The following is a 1680-nucleotide window of genomic DNA, read 5'->3' as shown; positions in this document are numbered from 1 at the left end:
GAACTTTTTTAAATTCAAACTTCCTGCTGCGTCAGGGCCTTGCCCCGACAGCTCATTTAGTATACTACTGTGTAAAGATATTGTCAAGGATTTTTTTCAAATCCTTGACGCAGGCCGCCGTTCGCAGTTCGCAGGCCGCGAACCATCGCCTGTGGCGATGCGTTCATCGTTCACCGTTCGTCGTTCATCGTTCGTCGTTGCTCCATAACGTATTCGCAGTTCGCAAAACCATGCCACATGGACCCGTCACGTATATCGTCAACTGTTCGCGGCGGGCCGCTCAAGGCTCCCTTCATAGGGGAGCTAGCCGCCAAGGGCGGTCTGAGAGGTTAAAGGGCGTCCCGTTGTGGGAATCCCAGAAAATGCATTTTGTCGAAATCGTCATTCGCAGTTCGCAGGCCGCCGGCCGCAGGTCGAAAAACCATGTCACATTGACCCGTCACGTATATCGTCAACTGTTCGCGGCGTGCCGCTCAAGGCTCCCTTCATAGGGGAGCTGGCCGCCAAAGGCGGTCTGAGAGGTTAAAGGGCGGCGTATTTTCATGCATCGCAACAACAGATAACGATTGTATCGACAATTGTTTCTACCGTCGAAGCCCGGGACAAATCCATGACCGGCTTGGCCAGGCCTTGCAGCAGCGGGCCCAGAACAGTGGCTCCGGCAACGTGTTCCAACATCTTACAGCAGATGTTGCCCGTATTGAGGTCCGGGAAAATGAGGACATCGGCCTGACCGGCTACGGGTGAGCGCGGAGCCCAATCGGCAGCATAGGCCGGGACCAGGGCCACGTCGGCTTCCATTTCTCCATCATAGATGAAATCGACATTGCGGTCGCTCAAGATTTGCACGGCTTTGCGGACTTTTTCAGCACCGGCACCGCGGTCGCTGCCCATGGTCGAATACGACAGCAGGGCCACTTTCGGTGAGGCAATACGCAGGGTTCGCCGTGCCCTTTCGACACAGTTGCAGGCAATGTCGGCCAGCTGGTATTCGTCCGGGTCGGGAATCACATCGCCATCGCCGACGACAAAGACGCCGTCGTTGCCGAACTGCATCATATCCGTCACGACGATAAAGGAGCTGCTGACCGTATCGATGTCATCCCGCGTCCCAATGAGCTGCAGGGCCGCCCGGAGCACTTCCGGTGCCGGCGTTTCGATGCCAGCCACCATGCCAGCCGCTTCCCCGGCAGCGACTAAGGCAGCTCCGAAATATAAAGGATGATTCAAGAGAAAGCGGCGGCTCTCTTCCAATGTCATGCCAGCCGCTTTCCGCTTATCCGCATAGAGTTGGGACAAGGCCTCTAAATCAGGGTGCTTCTTGGGGTAAATCACTTCAGCCCCTTCTAAATCGAGCTGATACCGTGAAGCCAATTCCTGGATGTCGCCGTCCTTCCCCAAAAGGACAGGGATAGCCAAGTGTTCTGCCAATACCCTGTCGGCAGCCTGCAATATACGGATATCATCACTTTCAGGCAAAACTATTCTTTGCGGCTTTTTGGCCGCCTGTTGTTTCAAAAACGTAATATACCGGCTCATATCGATTCCCTTCCGCATCATGTATGTTACTTCTTATTATAGGGACATACGGAAAAGGAAGCAAGTAAAAAGGGCCTGTCGCACGTAATCGTGCACAGGCTCTTTTCATGTATGCAAAAATATCATAGCCTTATGGTTGTT

The 1680-nt window shown here is 53.9% G+C and carries 2 protein-coding genes; one reads left to right on the top strand and one right to left on the bottom strand.

Translation table 11 applies throughout. The features are described from left to right. Positions 1-208, top strand: a 208-nt coding sequence (locus ACE418_RS13375; protein WP_416451071.1) for a hypothetical protein, incomplete at its 5' end; no start/stop codon positions are given. A gap of 332 nt (positions 209-540) precedes the next feature. On the opposite strand, the gene ACE418_RS13370 is transcribed toward ACE418_RS13375, so the two are convergent. Beyond that, positions 541-1539, bottom strand: coding sequence for a phosphate acyltransferase (locus ACE418_RS13370; RefSeq protein ID WP_416451072.1), 999 nt, complete (start codon positions 1537-1539; stop codon positions 541-543). Positions 1540-1680: the final 141 nt, after the last annotated feature.

The organism is Megasphaera jansseni (assembly GCF_047974155.1).
Classification (GTDB): Bacteria; Bacillota; Negativicutes; order Veillonellales; family Megasphaeraceae; genus Megasphaera.
This window is presented reverse-complemented; position numbering and strand designations above follow the sequence as displayed.

What these genes read in the sequence shown, in the direction of transcription:
- ACE418_RS13370 (WP_416451072.1), bottom strand. Translation starts at nt 1,539, where the DNA reads ATGAGCCGGTATATTACGTTTTTGAAACAACAGGCGGCCAAAAAGCCG.